This is a genomic window from Nostoc sp. LEGE 12447 (assembly GCF_015206985.1).
Classification (GTDB): domain Bacteria; phylum Cyanobacteriota; class Cyanobacteriia; order Cyanobacteriales; family Nostocaceae; genus Nostoc.
In genome coordinates this window covers 291,240-311,733 of record NZ_JADEXT010000004.1, presented here as the reverse complement: position 1 = coordinate 311,733, position 20,494 = coordinate 291,240, and the positions used below count along the sequence as shown (strand labels likewise).

Genomic DNA, 20,494 nt, shown 5'->3' with positions numbered 1-20,494 from the left:
ATTACTTATGGGTACTCGTGAGAAACAAAGGGGATTTCTATGACTTCACCCTCAGTTTCTCCCACTTTAACTTTTAAGCCTACGCCACCAGCTTTGGTGCGAATATAACCTAGTCCAAAATAACCATCAGCCGTTTCTGTGTAACTGGTAAGTTTGCCGACCTTTTCATCTCCCACTGCGATCGCACTTCCAACTGACGCAGGGGCACTGAGGCGGATACCCAAAAGGTGTTGTTTTACACCTTTATATGTATTTAACCGAGCAATGGTTTCTTGCCCAATATAGCAACCTTTAGTAAAAGAAATTGTTTGCCACAAACCAACTTCCAGAGGATTGTAATCATCTGTGAGTTCAGCATCTGGGGCGGGGCGGCCTTGTAAGATTCGCAAAGCATCCCAGGCGCGATCGCTCATCTCTACCGCCCCAGCTTCTAACAATTTGTTCCATACCGTTACTTTGTCAGTATAAGGGAAAGTTAAGGTGTATCCGGGAGCCGCTAACCCACTACCCACAGCAATCCGTACTCCCTCAGCCGGAGCGATCGTGTATACTTGGTGATTACCGTAAGGTTGCCCAATGAGTTCGCCAATACCCAATTTTTCTAAAACAGCGTCGCTTCCTGGGCCAATGAGGCTAAAGGTGTTGGTGTATTCTGTGATATCAGATAATTCCACCTTGTCGGCATAGAAAATATATTTATCCAGCCATTCCATGAGATATTGGCGGCGGTTAGGTGAAACTAGCAGGATTACCGCATCTTCTCTAACGTAGGCGGTTGCTAAATCAATTGTTCTGGCTGTAGAAGTGACGAAAACCGTATCACAACCTTGTCCTGGCTTGAGTATTTGGAAATTGTTAGTACTTTGGTTGTGTAAGAAATTGAGGCGATCGTCGCCAGATACTTTGATCCGTCCCCAGGCGGTGCGATCGCATATTGCAACCCCAACTCTGGCGGCTTGGATTGCTGCTGCGTCTTTATCGTCAATTGTAGATGTTGGCATGGTGATGATAAGTTGCCCTGTTTTAATGTTGTCGCACTGGAAATCTTAACAAATAAGCGTTTCCGGCTTCAATGGCGAAGGGATGAAAGGAATTATGCTGATAGCGATCGCTTAAATTACGGAAAGTACGTCTTCAGGCATTTATTCATCTGTTGCCGAAGTTAATTGATGCTGCTCCAATACAGTTCGGATAAGCATTTTTTACTTTCCTTGTGGTCTGGGTAAAGGTTAAGGGTTAAAGAGGAAAGGATGTATTCAAAACATGAGTCCCTTTCCCCTTTCCCCTTTAACCGAACCGTATTGAATGCTGCTCCAGAATAGACAAGAATTATCCATGCGTAACCTATGAACTGTAAACCAGAGGTTGATAATTAGATATACGGTGTTTGACAACAAGCTGTTCTGTACCTACGCATCCTCTAGAAATATACTTTTTCAGCAACTTACCCACAATCGAAATACCTTGCTCAATTTCCTCTGGCGAGAGACAAAAAGTTAGACGCATCGCCGGATAACCTTGCTTATCGGGGAAAAATGCCGAACCGCACGCCAGGTAGACATTTTCTGCAAAAGCTTCGTTACGAATTGTCCCAATCGGAATATCATCTGGTAACTGTACCCAGAGAAATAATCCTCCCGTGGGAACTGTCCACCGGATCTCTTCAGGGAAATAACGCTCCAAAGCTTGCAGCATGATATTACGACTTTGCAGATTATCTGTGCGAAGTCGGCTGAGGTGACGACGGTAATGTCCTGAAGCAAGATATTCGCTAACTATTGTTTGCGAAATACTGGATGTGTGCAAGTCATGGAGCAACTTCCGCTCAATCATGGCTTGATAATGCTTACCTGTAACGACCATATAGCCTACTCGTAAACCAGGCATTAAAGTTTTAGAAAAAGTGCTTAAATAAGTGACCAAATTATTTTTATCTAAAGCTTTAATAGGTGCTGGCACAGCATCAAAATTTATTCCTTCATAAGCATTATCTTCCAAAATATGGCACTCATATTTTTCTGCTAATGCTAGTAATTGTTGACGATGATTTTGTGTTGTCGTCAATCCTGTTGGATTGTGAAAAGTACTAATCGTATAAATTAATTTCGGGCGGTGGCTATGTAGATATTGCTCTAATAAATCTAAATTCATTCCCTCCGCAGTCATGGGAATACCAATAATCTTGGCTCCTAAGTTTTCTAAAATAGAAATTGCACCATAATAAGTGGGAGCTTCCACAATCACCCAATCACCAGATTGTACATAATAATTCATCGCTAATGACAACCCTTGCTGAGAGCCATTAGTAATAATTAAATCTTCTGGAAAAACCTCTAATCCTTGATGTACTAACATCTGAGCAATTTGTTTGCACAGAGTTAGTTGTCCTTGAGGCATCTCATGGGGAAAGAAAATCTCAGCATCGTCTTGTCTTAATGCTCGTCTGGCAATGAGGTTAATATCTTTTGGTGGACGAGGATAACCGTAGCCAAAATTAATTATTCCTGGCTGTGTTTGTGCTTGCACCAGTGGAGTGTACATATCATAAAAAGAACACTTTCCTGGTTTTGTAATTATGACATTTTGGGCTGGAGCAAATTTAGATTCTAGGTTAGTGCTTTTAAGAGGAATGCTACTGACAAAATATCCTGAACCTTGACGAGCAGAAACAATCCCATCTGCTTCTAAAACGTTATATGCTTCAATAACCGTGAGTTTATTAACTTGTAAACTTTCTGCCAGAGAGCGAATAGAAGGGAGGCGATCGCCACTTTTGAGTGCGCCAGATTTAATCAGATGACTGATGCGATTGTGTATCTGTAAATAAATCGGTTTAGATGATTGCCGTTCTAATAAAATGTTCATTTTGGCGCACTCGTCAATGACTAAATAATCATCAATACTGGCAATATAAACTATTTTTACCAACTTTACCTAGTACAGTTGAGGTTTTTTTTACTATACCAGTTGTAATGCGCCTTAACTGTACTAGATCAAATTGTCCAAAACTGTACCTTCTCAGTTGAAAAGTATTACGTGAAAGTAAAAGTAATAGTTCACTGTTTATTAGGTGCTTTCACTATGAATAAATTTAATGTTTTGTTAAATTTACAAAAATATTGGCAACATTTTGTCATTTGGATGGCTAGTGGATCTGACCTCCAAGTGTGGCACGAATCAGACTGGCGTGGTCATATTTCTTCTTGGCACGCCTACGATCCGATGACAGGACGCTCTGCCTGTTTTGGTTCTGAAGAAGAAATGCGAATTTGGATTGATAAATGTTATTACAGATAAAATCTTTTGCCAATCAATCTTATACTTTGCGTCCTTTGCGTCCTTTGCGTCCTTTGCGGTTCGTTCTCTTATCCCTCAAAATTAATGGGACAGACTACTAGGAGACTTTACCAAAACCGCCTCCTCCAGGAGTTTCTATCACAAAAACATCCCCAGGTTTCATCTCTACTGTTGCTGTGCTGTCTAAATTTTCTTCAATTCCATTTTGACGTTGTATCCAGTTGCGTCCAACAATTCCGGCTTGTCCACCATTTAATCCAAAAGGAGGAATAACTCGATGTCCAGAAAGAATATTAGCTGTCATGGGTTCTAAAAAACGGATGCGGCGGACAACTCCATTACCACCTGAATATTTTCCTTTACCACCGCTATCAGGACGGAGGCTAAAGCTTTCTAAAAGAACAGGATAGCGGGTTTCTAAAACTTCTGGATCGGTCAAACGGGAGTTCGTCATGTGAGAATGAACACCATCAGTTCCATCAAAATCAATTCCTGCTCCAGAGCCGCCGCAAATGGTTTCATAATATTGATATTGCTCATTACCAAAAGTAAAATTATTCATCGTTCCTTGAGAAGCAGCCATCACACCCAAAGCGCCATATAAAGCATCAACAATTGTTTGAGAAGTTTCTACATTACCCGCTACCACTGCTGCTGGATAGGTTGGATTCAGCATACAGCCGACTGGGATAATAATTTCTAGAGGGTTAAGACACCCAGCATTCAAAGGAATATTATCATCAACCAAAGTCCGAAAGACATACAATACTGCTGCTTGAGTTACAGCTTTCGGAGCATTGAAATTACTATTTAGTTGCTTAGAAGTTCCAGTAAAATCAATAGTAGCACTACGGCTTTCTTGATGAATTGTCACTTTTACTTGAATTCTTGCCCCATTATCCATCTCATAACTAAATGAGCCATCTTTGAGAAGGTTGATAGCCTTTCTGACTGACTCCTCAGCATTAGCTTGTACAAACTTCATATAAGCTTGAACAGTTTCAATTCCATATTGTAAAACCATTTTATAAAGTTCTTGTCCTCCTCGTTCATTTGCAGCAATTTGTGCCTTAAAATCAGCAATATTTTGGTCAGGGTTACGAGCAGGATAAATATGATTTGAAATATGCTGTCTTACTGCGGCTTCTCGGAAACTGCCATCTTCAACCAACAGAAAATTATCAAAAAGAATTCCTTCTTCTTCTACTGTGGTGCTGTGAGGAGGCATTGAACCGGGGGTAATTCCACCGATATCTGCTTGATGCCCACGAGAAGCAACAAAAAATAGGGGAGTGGCGAATGAAGTATTTTCACAATTCTCTAGAAAAACAGGGGTAATTGCAGTGACATCAGGAAGGTGGGTTCCGCCGTTATAAGGGTTATTAGATAGATAGACATTTCCTGGTTTTAGGGTGTCACCTTTATCGTTAATTAAACTGCGAACACTTTCACTCATAGAACCTAAATGTACGGGAATATGGGGAGCATTTGCCACTAACAATCCCGATGAGTCAAAAATAGCGCAGGAGAAATCTAGCCTTTCTTTGATATTCACAGATGTTGCTGTATTTTGGAGAACAATTCCCATTTGTTCGGCGATAAATTGATAGAGATTTTTGAATATTTCTAAGCGGACGGGATCTGGTTGCGTTGTTGTGTACATGTTTTATTCCTATTTTTTGCTAAAATTATCTACTAAAGTGATTAAAAGTAGTTCAATGAAGATTCGGTCTGCTACACCTGATGACATATTACTAATTTTTTCCTTTATCCAAAAAAAGTCTGAATTTGATAGAAACATTGGTGCTTATTCTGGTGTACTTCAAGTTACTGAGGAGAAAATACGAAAAACAATTTTTGGAACAGTACCTTTCTCTTACGTTTTATTTGCAGAAACCTCAAAGTGTGTGGTTGGGTTTGCTTTATATGGATTCAGATACTCATCTTTTGTAGGTCAACCGAGTATCTGGCTTGATGATTTGTATGTGGACAAAGGTATGAGAAGTCAGGGAGCAGGAACCGCGTTAATGAGTTATTTAGCTCAAGTTGCAAAGGACAATGACTGCACCCATCTTGCCTGGAATGCTGATGTTCGCAACAATCGCGGACTTAGTTTTTATGATAGGCTAGGTGCAAAAGTTACGGAGCAGAAAAGTAATCGCTGTTTTTTAACCTGGACACCACAAATACTTGCTGTATAAGCAGTTTATAGGCGCTGTAAAATTAGATGATTATATTCAGTTAATATTGCTTGCCAATGAGGTTCCACTACAATTGTGCTAATTTTTTCTACGATAATCGCAGGCCCATTAATACTATCTTCTGGTTGTAAATCTTCTCGTCGGTAAACAGGCGTATCATGCCATTTATCAGCAGTAAACATCCTTACTATCTCAACTGCTTCGGGGGCTTCAAATAGAGAACGTGTACGAGTAATTAAGGGTTCTTCAGGAGTATCCATTTTCTGAATTACTTCTACTGAGGTTGATTCAACAATTAAAGTTTTCTCTAATTGAATGAAACCATAACGTGATTTATGTTCATTCTCAAATTCTTGCCGCATCAATAGCACATCATCGGCAAAGTTAACGGTTAAATTAGAGTTAGTTCCTTCATATTTTAAGTTAACTTTTTGGACTATTTCTGTTTGAACATTACCTTCATTTATTTCATTGTTAGCTTGAGTTTCTAAATATTGCATTAACTGGTGTAATTTAGGAATTAATGCTTGAGTTAAAGGCTGTTCTACTCCCCCTTCTCTAATCGCCCGGACATCAGCTAATCCCATTCCATAAGCAGAAAGAACACCAGCATAAGGGTGAAGAAATATCTTTTGCATTCCCAAAGTATCGGCAATTAAACAAGCAACTTGCCCGCCTGCGCCGCCAAAACAACAAAGCACATATTGGGTGACATCATAACCTCGTTGTAGACTGATTTTTTTAATTGCGTTTGCCATATTTTCTACTGCGATCGCAATAAATCCAGCCGCTACCTGTTCGGGAGTACAATGATTTAATGTAGCGGCTTGAATATCTTGGGCTAATTGGGTAAATTGCTGAATGACAGTATCTTTATCTAAAGGTAAATTGCCATCAATTCCAAAAACCGAAGGAAAATATTGCGGGTGAATTTTGCCTAACATCACATTGGCATCAGTAACCGCTAATGGCCCGCCGCGTCGGTAACAAGCAGGGCCAGGATTTGAGCCAGCAGATTTAGGGCCAACACGATAACTAGAACCATCAAAAGAGAGAATTGAACCGCCTCCAGCCGCAATGGTATTAATTGCTAATACAGGAACTCGCATCCGCGCCCCAGCAATTTCTGAATCTAGTTGTCGTTCATACTCTCCTTTAAAGTGGGCGACATCTGTACTTGTCCCTCCCATATCAAAGGTGATAACTAACTCAAAACCTGCTCTTTTACTAGTTTGTACTGCACCGACAATACCGCCAGCCGGGCCACTCAAAATACTATCTTTGCCTTGAAATTGTTCGGCTGCAACTAAACCGCCGTCAGATTTCATAAACATCAATTTTACTCCAGGTAACTGACTCGCTATTTGGTTGACATAGCGACGTAGAATAGGAGTTAAATAAGCATCAACTACTGTTGTATCTCCTCGGCTGACTAATTTCATTAACGGACTAACTTGATGAGATACAGATATTTGTGTAAAGCCGATTTTTTGTGCGATTTGGGCTATTTGTTGTTCGTGTTCAGGATAGCGATCGCTGTGCATAAAAACAATAGCACAACTCTGAATTCCTGTGTTGTAAACTACTTGTAATTCGTTTTTGGCTTGTTCAATATTTATCGAGATTAATTCATTTCCATGAGCATCATAACGTTCGTTAATCTCAATCACCTGCTCATAAAGCATGGTTGGTAAAACGATATGACGAGCAAAGATGTTAGGACGGTTTTGGTAGGCAATACGCAGTGCATCTTTAAACCCTTTGGTAATGAGAAGAACAACTCTGTCTCCTTTCCGTTCTAAAAGTGCATTTGTTGCTACTGTTGTCCCCATTTTTATCACTTCTATCGCTTCAGTAGGAATGGGTTCGTTGCCAGAAATACCCATAATATCCCGTATACCTTGGATGGCTGCATCTTGATATTGTTCGGGATTTTCTGAAAGAAGTTTATAAACTATAATCCATTGGCCTTTAGGTAGGGAAACAATTAAAAAACGTTCAGGATACCTTGATAGTCTGTCTATAATTGCCTGATTATTAGTAACGGCAACAATATCTGTGAATGTACCACCGCGATCGGCAAAAACCTTTAACATAATTATGTTTACTCAACGCTATACAGGAAGCATAACAATAGGTTATAAAGTCTTTCTACTTCAGGTGTGGAATATTTTTCTACAGATGTAGAATCTTAGATTGTCCACTGCCATTTATGCTGTTTTTTATTCCATTTTACAGCTACTATTTCTGCTGGAGGATTGATGCGATCGCCATTTTTTTCAAATTGGATAATTCCTGTAACTCCTTTCACTTGTTTTTTGTCTTCTTTGAAATATTTGTTCATCTGTATCAATAAAGATTGGCTATCTATAATATGAAATTGCTCTAACATTCTCAGAATGATTAATACTGAATCGAAAGCTGTTGCACTACGCCATGTTAAGTTTTCTTCTCCCCATAATTGAGTGCCTAATTGACAAAATTTTTGCCCTAGTTGATTTTTGCTATTGCACCCATTTGTCTCACTTTGCCAATGCCAAGGAACACAAGCTATTGTTTGACACTCATTTTGATTCACCAAATTATACTGACTTTGCTCATGAATCCAATGAAGAACATTTTCATGGTAAAAAGTTGCTGAACCAGCTATTAAACAGTTATTGATTTTTAATCTACTAATCAATCCAGCATTATCAAGAGAATTAGGTTCAATTCCTCCATCAGGGATTATGATAATAATATCAACATCATTCTGTTTAATATCTTCTAGATAAGCTTGAATCTGATAATAGTTTTCGCTGATATAACTGCATTCTTTTAAGAAAGTAAGTTGTTCACTATATTGCTCTAGAGATTTCTTAATAGTATTTCTGTATGAAGTGCTATAGCTACTATTTTTGTTATAGATAATAGCTACTTTTTGATGAGTTTTACCAGACAATATTTCTGTCAAATAATGGGCTAATTGTGTGGCATTTATGCTATCTTGAGTAGTCAGTCTAAAAAAGGATAAACTTTCACCTCCAGATAAATGAGAAAGTTCATTAGAGGTACTACTAGAATTTACTAAAATTAGTCCATTTTGAGAATATAACTGTAGTGCCTTTTTAGTCATTTCACTTGAATAGTGACCAATGATAGAAATTAAGTTTAATTGTGGCGCTAAATTTGCTAAATTCTCTGCTGTTTGGCTATATGGCGCATATAAATTATTAGGATCATTGACAATTAAAATCCTCAAAGCTATCCGATTATCTGTATTATTTAGAGTAAAAATTTTTTCGGGTTTTATTTCATCTAAATCTATATCCTTTTCTAGCGAAATTCTCTCAAAGCTTTGAAGATTTACTTGGAGTTGAATTTGAGCGATTCCTCGTAAAATTTCAGCCGCAACATGACCTTGATTATGATAAAATGGCACAACTACAGCCAAATTATAAATATTAATTTTTTTCTCTTGTAAAAAAGATTGCTTGTATTCGATTAAACAGTTATTGATATAAATCAGGACTTCTGGATTACCTTGATCATAAACTTCTTTTTCTTTTTTCCAAGCCCAAATGAGGCACTTTAATGCTTGATAATAAAGTCCTTGTTGATAAAATTTATTACCTTGAATCTGTAACTCAACAATATCTTGATTTGGGGGAGAAAGAAAAATTTGTCTGCCAAAACTACCTTGAAAGTTATCATTGTTTAATTGAGGAGCAGTCTGCAATTTATATCCGTTATTGGGATGAAGTAATAAATTAAGAAGCTTAACCCACTTACCAGCTATCTGCTCTTGGTCAATTTGCATTAGTTCTGCTATTCTGGGATAAATATTATTACTCAGTCTGTCTCTAATTTGTTGGTCAGATAAATTGAAGATTTTAGCTATATCTTGTCGAGAATGTCCCAATAGAGATTGACAAATGATTTCCTTGTCAAGTTCACTGATTTGTCTTTTGTTTGAAGCTGTCTCTAATTTCTGAAAGAAAAGATCAATATTAATATTTAGCTGTTGTATAACCTGTTGACAGTTTGAACACACCATAATTATCTATCACCCTTTTTTCAAAATGATAGTCTAATTCCTAACTTAGATGATCCGATGGGTGTCGAACTAATTTCTATTTATGTTGACAATTAGGTAGCTTGCTGATTTAGCGGAATTACAACTACAAATTCTGTACCCTGTCCAGGAGTAGAAATACATTGTAATTGTCCCAGATGTTTTTGGGTGATAATCTGGTAACTAATAGATAAGCCTAATCCTGTGCCTTTGCCAACTGGTTTAGTGGTAAAGAATGGTTCAAATAAGTGTTTTTGGATGTTTTCTGGAATGCCTATACCATTATCCGCAATGCTAATAACTACCTGATTTTCACTATTAAGCTGAGTATGAATTTTAATTTTGGGAGTAGATATTGTTGCTTTCTTTACTTTCCACTCACCATTCTCCACAGCTTCTTCTAAAGCATCGATCGCATTTGCTAGAAGATTCATAAATACCTGATTCAGTTGTCCTGCATAACATTCTACTAATGGCAGATCGCCGTACTCTTTGATAATGTCAATTGTTAGAGAGTTAGATTTAGCCTTAAGTCGATGTTCTAGAATGAGCAATGTATTATCTATACCCTCATGGATATTTACAGCTTTCATCTCTGTTTCATCTAACCGAGAAAAGTTTCGCAGAGATAGGACAATTTCTGTGATTCTTTCGGCACCGACGGTCATAGAAGTTAACAACTTTGGCAAGTCTGCCATCAAGAAATCTAGGTCGATGGCTTCTGTTTCTTTTTGAATTTCCGTTACTGGATTAGGATAGTTTTGCTGATATAATTGCAGTAGTCTCAATAAATCTTGGATATATTGATTGGCATAGCTGACATTGCCATAAATAAAATTGATTGGGTTGTTGATTTCATGCGCTACACCTGCTACCAACTGCCCCAAACTGGACATTTTTTCGCTATGTATGAGTTGAGATGCTAACTGCTTTGCCTCTTGGCGCAATTGTGCTTCTGAGTATCGCAATATCTGCTCTGCTTGTTTGCGCTGGGTAATGTCGTGGAGAATGACGACATACTCCTGAAAATCCTGATGTGGCCTGTCTGAGATAGAAACTTCTAGGATTTTGTTTTTGGCATTGCGGAGTAAGGTTTGTTCGCTGCGTTTTGTCCACTCGTCTGGATAGTAGACTAATGCGGTTAGCCATTTGTTGAGGTGATTTCCCTCTAACTCAGATGGGTTGACACCAAAGAAAGATTCAGTGGCTGGATTCGCCTGCTGGATAATACCTTGATCGTCCACAACTAAAATACCATCTTGGGCAACAGTAAATAGGTGTTCGGCAGCTTCACGGGCTTCTGCGATCGCAACCACTTGCGGTAAACTTGTCCAACAAGCGATCGCTACTCCCACAAATGCCACCGTCATCAGCAGCACCACAAATAGGTTTTCACCCCCCGCACTTGTCACTTTATTAAGTTTTTCACCAAACAACCAGCCAACAGCCACTGCGCTGCATAGTAAAAAAATCAGGATGATCACCTGGAGAACTACCGAGTCCTTAATAATTACCTGAGAGCGTGTGCGATATCGCCGCATCCACCAACTGGGATGAAATGGAGGGAATTTCACCCGGCGAATAACTGCATCTATTCCCATAACGCCAATGGGAAATAATAGCCCAATTAGCAAGTTGAGCCAACCCCAGGCAAGTCCGCCCACCACTAGCACCACAACTTCTAACAGCAGAATCACCAGAGATATGCGAGGGAAAAAAACTTCCGAGCGATCGCGCCGCAGCCAAAGCCCCAAATGCAATAACATAAAGGAGACAAACCAGCCAACATTACCAACGGCTACGATTCGCGCGACATCTCCCCAAATCAAATAAATCAGGCACAACACCAGTGTTAATGTTAGTGCTGGCGCAAACACACCCCGACGTGAAACAACGGAAAATACAGGTGAGATGTGTTTGTCTAAAGCCAACTGATACAAAATCCGAGGGCAATTAGAAACAACCGTTGCCGAACCTAAAAGACAAGCAGCTACTAGCAAAAAGGAAACACTTATAGCTGCTGATTTTCCCCAGAAAGGTTGGGAAGCCGCCACAAGATTCATAAAAGCATTGTCTTTGAGGCTTGGATCGGTTGCTAACCGCATCATTACCCAAGATCCCCCCAAAAAGATCGGTGGCATCATCCAAGCCGCAACATCTAGAAAACGTAGCGTCTGGGTGGGTTGGCGGCTATCGGCGACAAAAGAAGAAGCCGTTTCACAACTGTAGGTGGCATAAGTGACGAAAAAGAACCACTTTGCCCAATCGACAAAACCCAGAGATGACCAATTGCTAGGAAAAAACCCAGGACTATCACCAGAGAAAGCTAACCAGCCAAGACCCTGTACACAGAAAGTGATTAGCAATCCAAAGGCTGGAATTACAAAAAATAAATGTAAAATACTTAGGGCGCGAGTTCCGCTAAACGCGACTATAAACGGCAACAGTGTAAAGCCAATATCTAAAAGTATTTCTGGACAGGCAATACCCAGCGCCTCCAAATTTACCTTAATTAAATCTTTGAGGACGATGGTATTAACTGACAGATAGGAAACCCAGTTGAGGAAGTATCCAATTGCTGCATAGCAAGCTATTCCTGGATAGTTTTGCAGCAACTTAGTAGCATAGTTAGGCGTTCCTCCAGCCACATTTATAAAATGCATACCCAAGCGTTTTACCTGGTAGTTGAGCAGCATTCCGAAAATCACCGCAGGTATCCAGACAAAAATAGCTTGGGGACCGAGAGCAGCATGAATTGCTGGAACCAATGCTGTCCAGGAAATATGAGCTGTTAAACCGAAGCCCCAACTTTCAACAGCACTTAAGCTTCTAGTCAAGCCAGGGTAAGAAGATTGGCCCAAAGTGGGATGAGCAGGATGGGACATCATTGGCTGTGTTGGGTGGGATACTGTAATTAAACTTATTAGCTAGAGTTCCCATCTTCTAAATGTTGTGAACAGAGACTTTTTGCTCGAAATCATAACATATTCACAACACCAGCATTTCTTTACACCATAATTTAGTCTTCCAGGTGTAGCTTATCTTTACTCCCACTCCATGCTTTCAGGAAGCTTCTTATTGAGAAAGCGATCCATGCACCGCTCCGCTAAAGCCGCGATGGTTAGCGATGGGTTAGTACAGGCAGTCGAACCAGGAATCAGAGAACCATCTACAACAAACAAATTAGAATAGCCGTGGACTTTACCATAAGTGTTGCATACAGCACCCATAGTTGCACCACCAAGGGGATGCGCTGTCGCACTAAAGTCAAGTGGTGCGCCAAAAGTTGTACCATTCGCTTGATTTAGCCGTTGGTAAGTATACTGATTAGCCTGGGTAATTTTCTGATTATTGGCTGAGTCTTTCGGCCAGAATAGATTAGCTGATTGCGTAGAAGTATTGTAAGTCAGATAGCCCTCTGGCTTGGCGATCGCTAGGCTAATAGGAGCTAAGACACCTTGGGGAACTATGGGAAAAGGAAGCTGCTCAATGACTAATGGCGCGATGGGATTGTCCAAGTCTTCAATTACTACCGATGCTGGCCCGCCTAGTGTGGCATTAGTTTGACCAGAGGTAACGATCGCACTCACCGCATCACCGTTAGTTCCCCACAATTTTCCGACTTGATTGTTCAGGCGACCCAATGTCCCATTATGCTTGGCACGTAAAAGCAATTCGGTGGTGCCAATGGAACCGGCTGCTAAAAACAGATAACGACAAATAAAAGATTTTTTAGACAGTACAACTCCCCGCTCATCGATTTGATTGCAGGTAACACGGTAACGCCCAGCATGGTATTCCTCGATCGTGTTGACTACGTGTAGGGGTCGAATTTCCACCTTTTTAGTAGCTTCTGCCCTGCTCAGATAATTTCGATCTAAGCTATTTTTCGCACCACTGTTAAGACCATAGTAAACTTGACCTGCGATCGCAGAAGGAACCTTCTTACCCGCAATTTCTTGGCGAACGATATCCCAATCAACAGCTACATCAAGTTTGCGGGCTTTTAAACCAGCTTTGGCTGCTTGCTCTAATAAAATACGGCTTGCTAAATAGTAGTCAGTTTTTAGAATATCATCCGGTATGGGAGATGGTTTGAGGACGGAACGCACCCTTGGATAGTAAACTTTATCCAGTTCCTCATATTTGATACTGCGTGGAAAGACTTGATAAAAAAGTTCTTTAGTTGGCTGATAACTGACAGCATTGTAAACTAGCGAACCGCCTCCCACCCCTGCTCCACGATAGGCAATGATGCCATCGCCTACCTTAACATCAAGAACACCAGTGTATACATCAATTGAAACCTCGTTGAATATAACTGTTTTCGGACTTAACCAAGTAGACCGACCATCTGGATTCTGATATGTGGAGAAAGTATTACCTGCGGCGGTGATTGGCCATCGTCGTCCCCGCTCCAATACTATGGTTTTAATTCCAGCTTCCCCAAGGCGCAATGCTGCAACTGCTCCACCAAAACCACTACCAATCACTAGCGCTTCTACACATTCTTCACCACGATAGGTTGCAGAAGCAATCTTAGACACGCCTATGCTTGCAGTTGCTGCCAGTGTTGCTCGAATAAATTGACGACGTTTAATTACGCCTGACATACTTGATTTCCTGTACGAATTAATTATGCACCGACACTTTGACATACCAGTTGAAATAACTAGCTGTAATTGATGTCTTTAAGGAATTACAGAAGTAACTTAAAAATCTCGACCACCTGGTTATGGCAACTTCTGTTACATTCGTTGCACAATCCCAAAAATATCAGTATCAAAAATAGTTGATCTGCCAAATTGCCAAAAACTTCTTTTTGTGTATTTAGAGACTGGTGAATTGCTGGGTAGTTGTCTCACCCGCCTGTAACACTTCACGCTATTCTTGATCAAACGTCAGCGAATAAGTTTATTGCAGCGAACTTTAAAAAGCATGGGTGGCAAATTAATTGTATTTGAAGGGGTGGAAGGCTGCGGCAAAACCAGCCAAATGCAGCTTTGTTCTCAGTGGTTGGAAAGTTTGGGTGTTTCTGTGGTGGTAACTCGTGAACCAGGGGGAACAGAGTTAGGCTTACATCTTCGCCGCTTACTACTAGAGAAGGCAGAGGATAAACCAGTTGCAGAAGTGACAGAACTTTTATTGTATGCTGCTGACCGATCGCAACACGTGGAACAAGAACTTAAACCAAATCTCGCAGCAGGGAAATATATTTTATGCGATCGCTACACTGACTCTACCATTGCCTACCAAGGATATGGTCGCGGTTTGAATATGAGTTTAATCAATCAGCTTAACTATATTGCCACTGCTGGCCTAGAGAGTGACTTAACTATTTGGCTAGATATCGATGTCGAAGTTGGACTAGCCCGCAAACGGGGAGATGGAGCCGGATTAGACCGCATTGAACAAGAAACAATCGCTTTTCATCGACGCGTTCAGCAAGGATACGCAGAGTTAGCAGCATCTTATCCTTCAAGAATTGTGCGGGTAGATGGCAGCTTGAGTAAAGAAGCTGTGCAACAAGTAATTCAAGGAATTCTATGTGTACACTTGAAGGGGTTGCCATAGGTATCGTCTCAAATTTTGAAGTGTTTACTTAACTGTCTTAACTGTCCTTGCATCCTTGCTTTAAGCCTGAGAATATAAAAGACGTGGCATTTTCCGATTCCACACCTGAATTTAAGACCATTGCATTGCTCACAAAAGCGTTGGCGCAGACAGCCGCAGGCATCGTTATCTTTAGGGGTCTAACAAACCCACTACACTGAAACAAAGCTTAATTTGCCATTTTTTATATATTTCAATAAAACCTTGGGAGGAAGAGTTTGTATGAAATTTAAGTCTGTTTCCATAGGTATTGGTTTAAGCATTCTCAGTTTTTCAGTTAGTTCATTCCCACGGACTATATTCAATTCACCACGAGTCCTTGCCCAAGAAGTTAGTTCTTCATGTCCTTTGCCATCTGACATTGCCGTTACCTTCCTAAATTCTAAATGTGAAGAAGTCAAACTAGAGGAGCCTAAGACTTTTTATCGTTACTATAGTAGCAGCGAGAATAGATATGGTAGGTATTTAACAACTGATAAATACGAAACAAATGTAGAAGTAATTAGGAATTTAGCTCTCAATCAATCATGGGGCAATAAAGCGACTATGATTCAACCAGTTACTTTGCCGGCAGGAACGACAGTTTATCAAGGCATTGTTGCCCCTCAAACCCCCACTCAATGCTATCCTGGCGGTGGTCAACAGACTTTTATTAAAGATACAAGAGATCCAAACATTAAGTGGTCTGAGGGACAAAATATCATCGAAAAAGATTTTAGTTGTCCGTAAAAATCATGGAAAACAAGACAGAAGAATTCATCAAATTGCTCGATAAAGCTCTTGAGATTGCCGAACAGATTCGTAGAGATAAACAACCAGAATTTAAACATTCAGAGCGTTTAAACAATCTGATCGGTGCCCTAGAATCTATTAAAAGTAAGACGCTGCTTGGTAAACTTGAAGCATCAGGAGGAATCTCAACCCTTGGGCTGGCCCGTGAAGTGGCTGATTGGATTGAGCCGTTAGATTCGCCATTATTAAAAGCTGTAGGTACGATAGAGGAATATTACCAAAAAAACCTCTAAACACTACAGGTTTATTAAGTAAAGCGGATCGCCCTTTAGCCCAATGTTAACTCAGCTATCGATATTCTTCATATCAAGCTCTCTTTTTAAAACCTCATATTCATCAATCAGAATGTAAAAAAAAGCGATCGCATCCTTAAACTAAGAAGAAGCGATCGCTAATTTTTTAACTACAAAATAGAGATTAAGCAGCCACAGGTTCTAACAATTTGATGTCAGAGAAGATAAATTCCTGAATAGATGTTTCTCCTGCTGTCTCGGTACGAATCTCCCGACGATTTAGGATAAAATAATCACCAACTTTTTCATATTCATCGACAAATTCGCTTCTACCGCCCTTTTGTTCCCCAGTTTTGGGGTCATGGTAAACAGAGTCATAGCGGTGGGACAAGTAGCCTTCTCCGGTGTCGTGGCTGCTGAAGGTGTCAATTGTCACGAAAGTACCGTGGATGAGACGGTGAACATGACACACTTCATTATTGCGGACTTTGTATTTATCGCCCTCAGCCTTACCACCCATTAAAAGCTCAACCGCACCAGTTTCGTCAGTTTTGCCATAGCTAAAGGTATTGGCGCTGTGAGTGTCTTCAAAGCTGCGGCGGACGCGGTGAATTGCTATCTCCCATGCTTGACCATGAATTGCTTTCTGGGCTGGTTCGTCATCTACACCCAAAACTTCGGCTTTCAGATTGGCAGTAATGATAACCTTGCCTGTAAAAACTTTATCATCTTGCTTAAAGGTAATATTTGCGGTATAACCGGGAAAATTCTTGTCCCAAGTATAGCGGTTCTCATAAGCAGCCCGGAAAAGTTCCTGAGCAGAGAGTTGTGTAACTGTCATGTGCTTCTCCTAGTCGCTACTGTAAATTAGCGTTTTAGTTTCGTTGGTATTAGCATAGAAGTAATTGTTGAGGCTTGGATAGTCCCCAACTGGGTACACTTATGCTTATGGTTAATTCTCTCCACGCCATATTTCATGCGATCGCCAATGTCCGAAATGAGCAAGAATTAAGGCTAGCTCTCACGGATAAAATTGGTGAGCATTTTGGTGTGCAAAATTGGGGTATTTATCTCCTAGATGATCGGCCAACAGCCCAAATCGATGTTCAGGGCATTCCAGCAGTATGCTTAGAAAGCAATCCAGTCGGGCGCTACGTGGTTGAGCGTCACGCTCCCGCCCATGAGCAGTTATTATTATCACCAGGAGACTGGAAGCATTTTTGCTCGCGTTCCGATCACGAACACGTAATGACTGGGCCAATTGTTTGCGATGGTCGTCTTGTAGGAACACTTAACTTGGCTCGTGATAAGGGAAATCCTGCTTTTAATGGCAACGATCTGGCTGATCTGAGTGCATTATGCATCCATTTATCAGCAAAAATGGCGACTCTACGGACGACAAAACCACAAATATCCAATTCCCTTTTAGTAAGTCCTCTAACAGCGCGTGAGTTAGAAATTGCCGAGTTAGTAGCGCAGGGGTTAACAAACTCAGAAATTGGGGAAAAACTTTGGATTACGCAAAATTCTGTCAAACAAGCTTTGAAGAGGATGTTTCGTAAATTGAAGGTTTCGGCGCGTGCAGAAATGGTGGCAAAACTGCAAGATATCAAAGTTTCTTAGAGGATGTTTGAAAAGTCTTCTTGTCGGTATCAAATAGTTTTAGATCCCCTAAATCCCTCTTAAAAAGGGGGACTTTGATTCTGTTTCTCCCCTTTTAAGCTACGGTGTACACATAAGCAGGAAATAGTAGTCTGTCAAGGAATAATTGAGGAGTACATTCTCTCTCAGAACGGCGATTTATAGCGTCTCTACATGAGGGCTTTCTGGTTTATCCCAAGCGTATTGGGATAAAACTAAAACTTGATCTGACTTGTGTGTACACCGTAGCCTTTTTAAAAGGGGGTTAGGGCTAGGCTGTTGACTCTGTACCCTTTAGCCAACAAGACTTCATGCAGAAATTGTGTTTTTTATTTTGGCGTAAAGATGGCTGTTGCGGGCGCTTTCACACAAGCAAAAACCAGCACAAATAATTTTTCGGTAATTCCCCAAAAAATAGCCAAAGTCAACAGCCTAGGTTAGGGCTGACAGGTGTAGGTTTTTTACAAGAGTGTGAGTATTCATTCACAAAGTCAGAAAATAAAAGCAGACTCAAAGAGTGAAACAGAGGCTCAAATGCTAAAAAATGAGTACCTCAAACAGTGGACAAGAATAGTGTCAGAGAAAATGCTAAATCTGTCGATACCGCAAGTGGTAGGACTGGCAACATGGAGTTTTGGCATGGTGATGACGAAATCAAGTAGCTTGAGCAAAGTGTCAAAATTCATTGCTAAGTTGAACTCAGAAAAGGCAAATACAGTCCGTCAACGATTAAAAGAATGGTATCAGGAAGCAAAAGCCAAAAAAGGTGAGTTGCGTCGCGCGTTGGATGTGAGCAGTTGTTTTGCAGCGTTGCTGTCATGGGTGATAAGTTTGCTGCCTGCTGAGAGCAAACGCATTGCCCTAGCCCTGGATGCCCCATGCCCAATGCCCAATTGTTAAATGTTGTAACGTTTCTACAAGGGTTTCAGGTAATCCTTCATTAATTTTTGGAGATATCTATTGATCGTTCATCAAAACCAGAAAGAGATAATTACCATGAAAAATGATAAATCCTCTCCTATTCGCCTGTTAATCGTTGACGATCAGAGCCTCATTCGTCAGGGACTGAAAGCAATGCTAGAACAGGAACCTGATTTGGAAGTGGTCGGTGATGCTGAGAATGGTAAAGTTGCTCTAGAGCTTGTTGCAGAACTTCAGCCCGATGTGGTGCTAATGGATATTCGGATGCCTGAAATGGATGGACGAACTGCAACAAAACTGATTATGCAAAGCTTTCCTAATATCAAAGTTCTCGTCTTGAGTACATTTGATGATGATTCTTATCTAACAGGGGCAATGCGTGCAGGTGCAAAAGGATATTTACTTAAAGATATGCCTTCAAGTGAGCTAGCAGATGCAATTCGCTTTGGGCATTCTGGCTATACTCAATTTGGGCCGGGGTTATTTGATAAATTATTGGTTACGGAAGCAGCTTCAGCTAACCAAAATTCCGCTTCATCAAAGCCATCGGAAATTACCGCACGAGAACAAGAGGTTTTATGTTTGATTGGTGTTGGTGCAACGAACCGCGAAATTGCCCAACAACTTTATATTACCGAAGGAACGGTAAAAACTCATGTGACGAGTATCTTAAACCGCCTCAATCTCAAAAATCGATCGCAACTGGCAATCTATGCAAATTCTGTTCTCAATCAAGAAAAGAAACTAGCCGGGAAACTACCAGAATAAACCAGAGGGCGATAAAACAATTCTAGGAATAGCCCTTTCAAAGTGGGTAAAAATTTTGGTCAAAAAATTCCTCTTCAATCTCTTGACTCTGTGTTCTCTGCGCGGCAGTCGCTCATGGGGGAAACCCCCTTCTCTACGAGACGCTCCGCGAAGGCGCTAGCCTCTCCCTTTGGGAGAAGACCGCGCTGCCTTGTCTCTGTGGTTAAATAAATTATTTTTAAACCGCAGAGGCACAGAGAAGCCAGTGCGTTGGGCGGGTTCCCCGACTTGTAGCAACTGGCGCAGCGCAGAGAGAAAAAAGAGATTTTACGAGTCACCTTGAAAGGGCTAGTTCAAAATTCTTATATAAAACATCTCAACAAGTGGATTTTTATCTTTTTTATTAATATTTATTGCTTAATTTTATAAAAGAGGTAATCAGCCGTATAATTTACACTAATTTCTCGATTTTCGGATGATTTCTCACACCCTTGAACAGGGGCTTTTCCACCAACTGTATTGATCCGTTGAATCCAATTTACTTGGCGGAAGATACCATTTCCTTCATGAGATTGTGCCTCTAATAATAGCCAGGGAATGGCATCGTCTTGTGGTGCATTTACCTTAGATTTCAATTTCCCTAAAACTTTGCTACCGTCTTTGGCTTCCCAAGTCGGGCCTGCATAATGCTTGCCCAAATCTTGCCCTTGCTCATTCAACAACACGGCATCGGGAGCCTTAAGCGTCCACTCATACTGCTCAGGAGATTCTGATTTCGGTTTGCAGATATAGATTTGTGAACCCTTGGCAGATGCTTTTAGAAGAAGTTGCTCACCATTTGGGACTTTTATAGTATCAGGGATCGGAGCTACATCCGCTATGCGTTGGGCAGGCTCCATAGTTCCGGCAATCGAAACACCCCACCCATTCAACATCAGTAGCGAAACAACGAGGCTGCAATTTATCTGAATAATTTTACAAAAAGTAGGTGACAT

The 20,494-nt window shown here is 40.6% G+C and carries 17 protein-coding genes; 8 read left to right on the top strand and 9 right to left on the bottom strand.

Going from position 1 to position 20,494, the window contains the following annotated elements; all coding sequences use genetic code 11:
• Window positions 1-5 precede the first annotated feature (5 nt).
• On the bottom strand, window positions 6-1,001 hold the full coding sequence (locus tag IQ274_RS08075; protein WP_163927866.1) for a YgfZ/GcvT domain-containing protein: 996 nt from the start codon (window positions 999-1,001) through the stop codon (window positions 6-8).
• A gap of 343 nt (window positions 1,002-1,344) precedes the next feature.
• A complete protein-coding gene (locus tag IQ274_RS08070; RefSeq protein WP_228058091.1) occupies window positions 1,345-2,865 on the bottom strand; it encodes a PLP-dependent aminotransferase family protein in 1,521 nt (506 codons plus the stop codon).
• 216 nt (window positions 2,866-3,081) lie between these two features.
• On the opposite strand from IQ274_RS08070, the gene IQ274_RS08065 reads away from it, so the two are divergent.
• A complete protein-coding gene (locus IQ274_RS08065; protein ID WP_163927862.1) occupies window positions 3,082-3,297 on the top strand; it encodes a hypothetical protein in 216 nt (71 codons plus the stop codon).
• 97 nt (window positions 3,298-3,394) lie between these two features.
• On the opposite strand, the gene IQ274_RS08060 is transcribed toward IQ274_RS08065, so the two are convergent.
• Window positions 3,395-4,960, bottom strand: a complete 1,566-nt coding sequence (locus IQ274_RS08060; RefSeq protein WP_194141914.1) for a hydantoinase B/oxoprolinase family protein — start codon at window positions 4,958-4,960, stop codon at window positions 3,395-3,397.
• A 16-nt stretch (window positions 4,961-4,976) separates the two neighbouring features.
• Here IQ274_RS08060 and IQ274_RS08055 point away from each other — a divergent pair, with 16 nt between their 5' ends.
• Entirely contained in the window at window positions 4,977-5,498 is a 522-nt protein-coding gene (locus IQ274_RS08055) for a GNAT family N-acetyltransferase (protein ID WP_228058090.1), read from the top strand.
• 5 nt (window positions 5,499-5,503) lie between these two features.
• Here the strand turns inward: IQ274_RS08055 and IQ274_RS08050 are convergent, their stop codons facing one another.
• The 4 genes from IQ274_RS08050 to IQ274_RS08035 form a co-directional block, all read right to left on the bottom strand.
• Window positions 5,504-7,594, bottom strand: coding sequence for a hydantoinase/oxoprolinase family protein (locus tag IQ274_RS08050; RefSeq protein ID WP_194141913.1), 2,091 nt, complete (start codon window positions 7,592-7,594; stop codon window positions 5,504-5,506).
• A gap of 95 nt (window positions 7,595-7,689) precedes the next feature.
• Entirely contained in the window at window positions 7,690-9,534 is a 1,845-nt protein-coding gene (locus tag IQ274_RS08045) for an ABC transporter substrate-binding protein (RefSeq protein ID WP_194141912.1), read from the bottom strand.
• A gap of 92 nt (window positions 9,535-9,626) precedes the next feature.
• Window positions 9,627-12,440 (bottom strand): ATP-binding protein, encoded by a 2,814-nt coding sequence (locus IQ274_RS08040; RefSeq protein ID WP_194141911.1) that lies wholly within the window; start codon window positions 12,438-12,440, stop codon window positions 9,627-9,629.
• Window positions 12,441-12,596: 156 nt separating this feature from the next.
• Window positions 12,597-14,165, bottom strand: a complete 1,569-nt coding sequence (locus IQ274_RS08035; RefSeq protein WP_194141910.1) for a GMC oxidoreductase — start codon at window positions 14,163-14,165, stop codon at window positions 12,597-12,599.
• Between the two features lie 325 nt (window positions 14,166-14,490).
• Between IQ274_RS08035 and tmk the strand changes: the two genes are divergently transcribed.
• The 3 genes from tmk (at window position 14,491) to IQ274_RS08020 (ending at window position 16,190) form a co-directional block, all read left to right on the top strand.
• Complete coding sequence (gene tmk / locus IQ274_RS08030; RefSeq protein WP_163927848.1) at window positions 14,491-15,126, top strand: dTMP kinase; 636 nt, start codon at window positions 14,491-14,493, stop codon at window positions 15,124-15,126.
• A gap of 261 nt (window positions 15,127-15,387) precedes the next feature.
• Complete coding sequence (locus IQ274_RS08025; protein ID WP_194141909.1) at window positions 15,388-15,894, top strand: hypothetical protein; 507 nt, start codon at window positions 15,388-15,390, stop codon at window positions 15,892-15,894.
• 5 nt (window positions 15,895-15,899) lie between these two features.
• Window positions 15,900-16,190, top strand: a complete 291-nt coding sequence (locus IQ274_RS08020; RefSeq protein WP_163927844.1) for a hypothetical protein — start codon at window positions 15,900-15,902, stop codon at window positions 16,188-16,190.
• A gap of 184 nt (window positions 16,191-16,374) precedes the next feature.
• Here the strand turns inward: IQ274_RS08020 and IQ274_RS08015 are convergent, their stop codons facing one another.
• Window positions 16,375-17,031 (bottom strand): DUF3386 domain-containing protein, encoded by a 657-nt coding sequence (locus IQ274_RS08015; RefSeq protein WP_194141908.1) that lies wholly within the window; start codon window positions 17,029-17,031, stop codon window positions 16,375-16,377.
• Window positions 17,032-17,138: 107 nt separating this feature from the next.
• On the opposite strand from IQ274_RS08015, the gene IQ274_RS08010 reads away from it, so the two are divergent.
• From IQ274_RS08010 to IQ274_RS08000, 3 genes are all read left to right on the top strand, one after another.
• Window positions 17,139-17,813, top strand: coding sequence for a LuxR C-terminal-related transcriptional regulator (locus IQ274_RS08010; protein WP_114085737.1), 675 nt, complete (start codon window positions 17,139-17,141; stop codon window positions 17,811-17,813).
• Between the two features lie 552 nt (window positions 17,814-18,365).
• Window positions 18,366-18,731 carry a hypothetical protein gene (locus IQ274_RS08005; protein ID WP_194141907.1) on the top strand — a complete coding sequence of 122 codons (366 nt, stop codon included), beginning with the start codon at window positions 18,366-18,368 and terminating at the stop codon, window positions 18,729-18,731.
• Window positions 18,732-18,827: 96 nt separating this feature from the next.
• A complete protein-coding gene (locus IQ274_RS08000; protein WP_194141906.1) occupies window positions 18,828-19,520 on the top strand; it encodes a response regulator transcription factor in 693 nt (230 codons plus the stop codon).
• Between the two features lie 389 nt (window positions 19,521-19,909).
• Here the strand turns inward: IQ274_RS08000 and IQ274_RS07995 are convergent, their stop codons facing one another.
• The gene (locus tag IQ274_RS07995; RefSeq protein WP_194141905.1) at window positions 19,910-20,494 is read right to left on the bottom strand and encodes a DUF3455 domain-containing protein; all 585 of its coding nucleotides are present in this window, start codon (window positions 20,492-20,494) and stop codon (window positions 19,910-19,912) included.

Coding starts and splice junctions, on each gene's coding strand:
- IQ274_RS08025 (WP_194141909.1), top strand. CDS start 15,388: ATGAAATTTAAGTCTGTTTCCATAGGTATTGGTTTAAGCATTCTCAGT.
- IQ274_RS08035 (WP_194141910.1), bottom strand. CDS start 14,165: ATGTCAGGCGTAATTAAACGTCGTCAATTTATTCGAGCAACACTGGCA.
- IQ274_RS08075 (WP_163927866.1), bottom strand. CDS start 1,001: ATGCCAACATCTACAATTGACGATAAAGACGCAGCAGCAATCCAAGCC.
- IQ274_RS08045 (WP_194141912.1), bottom strand. CDS start 9,534: ATGGTGTGTTCAAACTGTCAACAGGTTATACAACAGCTAAATATTAAT.
- IQ274_RS08000 (WP_194141906.1), top strand. CDS start 18,828: ATGAAAAATGATAAATCCTCTCCTATTCGCCTGTTAATCGTTGACGAT.
- IQ274_RS08060 (WP_194141914.1), bottom strand. CDS start 4,960: ATGTACACAACAACGCAACCAGATCCCGTCCGCTTAGAAATATTCAAA.
- IQ274_RS08010 (WP_114085737.1), top strand. CDS start 17,139: ATGGTTAATTCTCTCCACGCCATATTTCATGCGATCGCCAATGTCCGA.
- IQ274_RS08065 (WP_163927862.1), top strand. CDS start 3,082: ATGAATAAATTTAATGTTTTGTTAAATTTACAAAAATATTGGCAACAT.
- IQ274_RS07995 (WP_194141905.1), bottom strand. CDS start 20,494: ATGTCACCTACTTTTTGTAAAATTATTCAGATAAATTGCAGCCTCGTT.
- IQ274_RS08020 (WP_163927844.1), top strand. CDS start 15,900: ATGGAAAACAAGACAGAAGAATTCATCAAATTGCTCGATAAAGCTCTT.
- IQ274_RS08070 (WP_228058091.1), bottom strand. CDS start 2,865: ATGAACATTTTATTAGAACGGCAATCATCTAAACCGATTTATTTACAG.
- IQ274_RS08050 (WP_194141913.1), bottom strand. CDS start 7,594: ATGTTAAAGGTTTTTGCCGATCGCGGTGGTACATTCACAGATATTGTT.
- tmk (WP_163927848.1), top strand. CDS start 14,491: ATGGGTGGCAAATTAATTGTATTTGAAGGGGTGGAAGGCTGCGGCAAA.
- IQ274_RS08015 (WP_194141908.1), bottom strand. CDS start 17,031: ATGACAGTTACACAACTCTCTGCTCAGGAACTTTTCCGGGCTGCTTAT.
- IQ274_RS08040 (WP_194141911.1), bottom strand. CDS start 12,440: ATGATGTCCCATCCTGCTCATCCCACTTTGGGCCAATCTTCTTACCCT.
- IQ274_RS08005 (WP_194141907.1), top strand. CDS start 18,366: ATGCTAAAAAATGAGTACCTCAAACAGTGGACAAGAATAGTGTCAGAG.